We start from the raw sequence: 4,528 nt of genomic DNA, 5'->3' as shown, positions 1-4,528 counted from the left end.
AGAGAATAATCACGTTGGGTGCGTTTGAACTCAGTCATCATCACGTTCTCCGGATTTAAGTCAGGAACGTGTCAACGCTATTCAGGACGGGTCATAGCAATAATCTTCTGTGGCCCAGGTTGAGCGGTGGAACAAGTAATGAACAAGACCCACCGCTTTGCCGCCACATTCGGCGATGGCACAAACCATTGGTTCGCCAGAATCTAAAAAACGATGCCATGTCTGTTGAGTTACCGTGTCAGGGATATCGACACGATAAAACGTTTGATACTGTTTCCACAGCGGTAGCCACTGTGCATAGTCACTCTCCGTTGCTGGTCTGATGATGACCTTCGCTAAGTGACTACTCGCCTTTTTATCGTTCATTAATCTTCCTTATTTTTCAAAAAATAGCCGTACCTTTATGCGGTAACGCTATGTTAGAAGACGTTATGGTTCCTATGAAGTTCCACTTTATGTATCTTTATAGGGTCCACTTTTGTCACGGTGAATTGCTATGAAAAAGCCGGTTGCCCCCTTGTTCCAGGACCTGCTGCTACCTGGCGGCATTATTAAAGATCAGGTCTACGAGGTGCTCCGCCATGCCATTCTGGAAGGGCGTTTAGCGGCGGGTTCGAAAATACCGTCAAGCAGGGCGCTAGCTGAAATGATGGCGATTTCACGCAACTCTGTTATTGCCGGTTTTGAACGTTTGCTGGATGAGGGGTATCTGATTACGCGCAAAGGCGCGGGAACGTTTGTGACTGATAGCATTCCGGACAAAACCATTGATGGACATTATCCGATGCTGGAATTTACACCGCCCGTATCGGCAGTCGGTTCGCTCAATCCTGATATTGCGGCGCTGCGGCCCTTGTGGTCTGAAGGACAGAAAAGCGATGGGATGAATCGCTTATTTGCCGTGGGCGTAGGGTGTACCGACCTTTTCCCTCATGATTTATGGGGGCGACTGCTGGGGCGAGTCTGGCGACGGTCCCGGCATGAGCTCGGCCTACATACGCACGCCTGTGGCTATCAACCTCTGCGCCGCGCGATTAATCATTATATCCAGACCACTCGCGGCGTTAACTGCGATGAAAGCCAGATAATCATCGTCAATGGCATCCAGCAGGCGCTGAATGTCACCGCCCGGGCGCTGCTGCCCAAAGGTAGCGAAGTGTGGGTAGACGATCCTGGTTATGATGGCGCCCGGGGTGCCTTCACCTCTACAGGTGCGATTGTCAGACCGGTCAGAGTTGACGATCAGGGGATGGATATTCATGATGGGATGCAGCATTTCCCCAACGCTAAACTGGTCTACACCGCCCCGTCGCATCAGTTTCCATTGAGCGGGACGCTCAGCCTTTCCCGACGGCTAGCGCTGCTGGAGTGGGCTGAATCCCGGCAGGCGTGGATCTTTGAAGATGACTACAACAGTGAGTTTCGCTATGCCGCTCGCTCATTGCAGGCGTTGCAGGGGCTGGATAAATATCATTGGGTTATCTATTCCGGAACGTTTTCCAAAATGATGTATCCGGAATTTCGGCTAGGTTTTTTGGTCGTGCCGCCAGAACTACGCGAGCAGTTTATGATGACCAAGTATTTCTCCGATCTCTGTACCGGCTATCTGGAGCAGGCCGTACTGGCGCGTTTTATTGCCGAAGGTCATTACGCCAGCCATGTCCGCCGGGTACGTAAAGCATGCTATGAACGTAAGAGAGCATTAGCAGCGGCCATAGCCACGTATTTGCCGGGGAAAATGGTGGTACATCCGTCCGACTCAGGGATCCATATGGTGTGTTGGTTAGTCAACGGACGCACGGGGAAGGAGGTAGAAATGAAAGCCAGCCAACTGGGTATGGGAATTCAATCCTTTGAACGCTATTGTCAGCGTCCAATGGCGCGGGAAGGCATTTTGCTTGGTTTTGCCAATCATTCCCCGGAGGTCTTGCAGCAGGGGATTCGCCGATTGGCTAGCGTGATTTAAACGCGTTTAAAAGTTAGGGGGGATTTGCGTCAAACCGCCCGGGCAAGATACGACGCTTAACATCGGGCGGTTGCGATATAACAATACCGGTTATTAGCTTTGCGCGCGTGGCTGGGTGACGCGCAGCCCGCTGAACAGCGTGGCGACAACCGCCAGCGTACCGGCCAGCAGCAGCGACACGTGGGTACCGCCATTGCCGAAAGCGTTAAACATCAGCGCGACCAGCGCCGCGCCGGTACTTTGTCCCAGCAGGCGTGCTGTACCGAGCATTCCGCTGGCACCGCCGCTACGATTACGCGGCGCAGAGGCAATAATGGTGTGGTTGTTTGGTGACTGGAACAGCCCGAAGCCAGCGCCGCACAGCAACATACGCCAGATAATATCGATATCGCTCGGTGACGACGGCAGCAGCGCCAGCCCAAATAGACCGCAGGCCATAATAGCCATGCCCAGCGCCCCCAGCAGACCGGCGTGAACGCGTTCGATCAGATACCCCGCCAATGGGGCCATCACCATCGTCGCCAGCGGCCACGGCGTCAGCAGTAAACCGGTCTCTACTTCGGTACGGCCGACCACCGACTGCAGGAAGAATGGCAGCGATACCATTGCCAGCATTTGCGCGCAGAAAGAGCAGATAGACGTGCAGATAGAGAGTGAGAACAGTGGAATACGCAGCAGATCGACCGGCAGCAGCGGCACCGGCAACTGCAGTTGGCGACGCACGAAGAAGAAACCAATCACCAGCAGCCCAACGATTTCCAGCAGCACCACTTCGGTAGACTGCCCCTGAGCGAAACTGCTCAGTGCGGTGATAAGCAGACCGAAGGTCAGGGCGTTCATCACCGCGCTTGGCAGGTCGAAACGTTGTGACTGGCTACGGGTACCGTTCGACGGCAGGAAGCGTACGGCCAGCAGCCAGGCAATAATCCCCAGCGGCACGTTAATAAAGAACAGCCACTGCCAGGAAGCCAGCGACAAAATGGCCGCGGCGATCGTTGGCCCGGCAGCCGACGACACTGCCACCACAAAGGAGTTGATACCCATCCCACGTCCCAGTTGACGCTGCGGGTAAATCAGACGGATCAGCGCCGTGTTGACGCTCATCAGCGCTGCGCCCCCAAACCCCTGCAGAATACGCGCCAGCGTCAGCATCTCGAGCGAGTTCGAGAAGGCGCAGAACAGCGAGGCGAGGGTGAAGACCACCAGACCCGCTTTATAAATACGGTGGTAGCCAATCATGTCACCAAGGAAGGAGAGGGAGAGCAGGGAGATAACAATGGCAATCTGATAGGCATTAACTATCCAGATGGAGGCCGCAGGGGAAGCATTCAGGTCGGTGGCGATGGTCGGCAGCGCAACGTTGGCAATAGCACCATCGAGAACGGCCATCGTAATGCCGATAACAATAGTCAGAATGGCGCCGTAGCGTTGAGGGGTTGGCAGACCATCGATCAGGTTTCGAGTCATGTTAGAAACTTGTTTTTGCGTGAATTATTAACCAGAGAATGATTCTAGCATTGATTATTCGACCTAATGTCGCAGATTTGTAACCAGGTCACAGAAGTTTCATTGCTACAGACGCTTTGCGAAATTATAATAAAAACCGGTTCTAATTTTTATAAAACAGTTGCGATGAGGTGATAAATGTCAGCAACGGATTTGGACAAACAACCAGATTCTGTCTCTTCGGTACTTAAGGTATTTGGTATCCTGCAGGCACTTGGCGAAGAACGCGAAATTGGTATTACTGAACTGTCGCAACGCGTCATGATGTCGAAAAGCACCGTTTATCGCTTTTTGCAAACCATGAAGTCATTGGGATACGTTGCCCAGGAAGGGGAATCCGAAAAGTATTCACTCACGCTGAAGCTGTTTGAGCTGGGTGCTCGTGCCCTGCAAAACGTTGATTTGATCCGCAGTGCGGATATCCAGATGCGCGAACTCTCTCGCCTGACGAAAGAGACTATTCACCTGGGTGCGCTGGATGAAGACAGCATTGTTTATATCCATAAAATCGACTCGATGTACAACCTGCGCATGTATTCCCGCGTGGGCCGTCGTAACCCGCTGTACAGCACCGCGATCGGTAAAGTACTGCTGGCCTGGCGCGATCCTGCAGAGGTTCGTCAGATCCTCGAAGGTGTTGAGTATAAGTGCAGCACTGAGCGTACGATTGCCAACACCGATGAACTGATTACCGTTCTTGAGCAGGTCCGTAAGCAGGGCTGGGGCGAAGATAACGAAGAACAGGAAGAAGGTTTGCGTTGTATCGGCGTACCGGTATTCGACCGCTTTGGCGTGGTTATCGCCGGTTTGAGTATCTCCTTCCCGACGCTGCGCTTCTCTGAAGAACGCCTGCATGAGTATGTTGAGATGCTGCATACCGCTGCGCGTAAGATTTCAGAACAGATGGGTTATAACGACTACCCGTTCTGAGCCAGCAATAAAAAAGCCCGGTGTTGAGCCGGGCTTTTTTTATCCATTTGACCCGTCCTGAATAGCGTTGACACGTTCCTGACTTAAATCCGGAGAACGTGATGATGACTGAGTTCAAACGCACCC

Annotated in this window: 3 protein-coding genes and 1 pseudogene; 2 read left to right on the top strand and 2 right to left on the bottom strand. The window is 52.9% G+C overall.

What is annotated here, in order from left to right:
* Positions 1-93: 93 nt before the first annotated feature.
* Positions 94-366: pseudogene (locus ACLGE8_RS22600) on the bottom strand (GNAT family N-acetyltransferase); the annotation flags it as partial.
* A gap of 130 nt (positions 367-496) precedes the next feature.
* Between ACLGE8_RS22600 and ACLGE8_RS22595 the strand changes: the two are divergent.
* On the top strand, positions 497-1,966 hold the full coding sequence (locus ACLGE8_RS22595; RefSeq protein WP_411001358.1) for a PLP-dependent aminotransferase family protein: 1,470 nt from the start codon (positions 497-499) through the stop codon (positions 1,964-1,966).
* A 93-nt stretch (positions 1,967-2,059) separates the two neighbouring features.
* On the opposite strand, the gene ACLGE8_RS22590 is transcribed toward ACLGE8_RS22595, so the two are convergent.
* Entirely contained in the window at positions 2,060-3,433 is a 1,374-nt protein-coding gene (locus ACLGE8_RS22590) for an MFS transporter (protein WP_333494726.1), read from the bottom strand.
* A gap of 177 nt (positions 3,434-3,610) precedes the next feature.
* On the opposite strand from ACLGE8_RS22590, the gene kdgR reads away from it, so the two are divergent.
* Positions 3,611-4,402 (top strand): DNA-binding transcriptional regulator KdgR, encoded by a 792-nt coding sequence (gene kdgR, locus ACLGE8_RS22585; RefSeq protein ID WP_185667651.1) that lies wholly within the window; start codon positions 3,611-3,613, stop codon positions 4,400-4,402.
* Positions 4,403-4,528 lie beyond the last annotated feature (126 nt).

It is taken from the genome of Kluyvera sp. 142486, from assembly GCF_046569695.1.
In the GTDB taxonomy this organism is placed as follows: Bacteria; Pseudomonadota; Gammaproteobacteria; order Enterobacterales; family Enterobacteriaceae; genus Kluyvera.
Note: the sequence above shows the minus strand (reverse complement) of the source record. Positions and strands in the feature narration are given on the sequence as shown.

Coding starts and splice junctions, on each gene's coding strand:
- ACLGE8_RS22595 (WP_411001358.1), top strand. CDS start 497: ATGAAAAAGCCGGTTGCCCCCTTGTTCCAGGACCTGCTGCTACCTGGC.
- ACLGE8_RS22590 (WP_333494726.1), bottom strand. CDS start 3,433: ATGACTCGAAACCTGATCGATGGTCTGCCAACCCCTCAACGCTACGGC.
- kdgR (WP_185667651.1), top strand. CDS start 3,611: ATGTCAGCAACGGATTTGGACAAACAACCAGATTCTGTCTCTTCGGTA.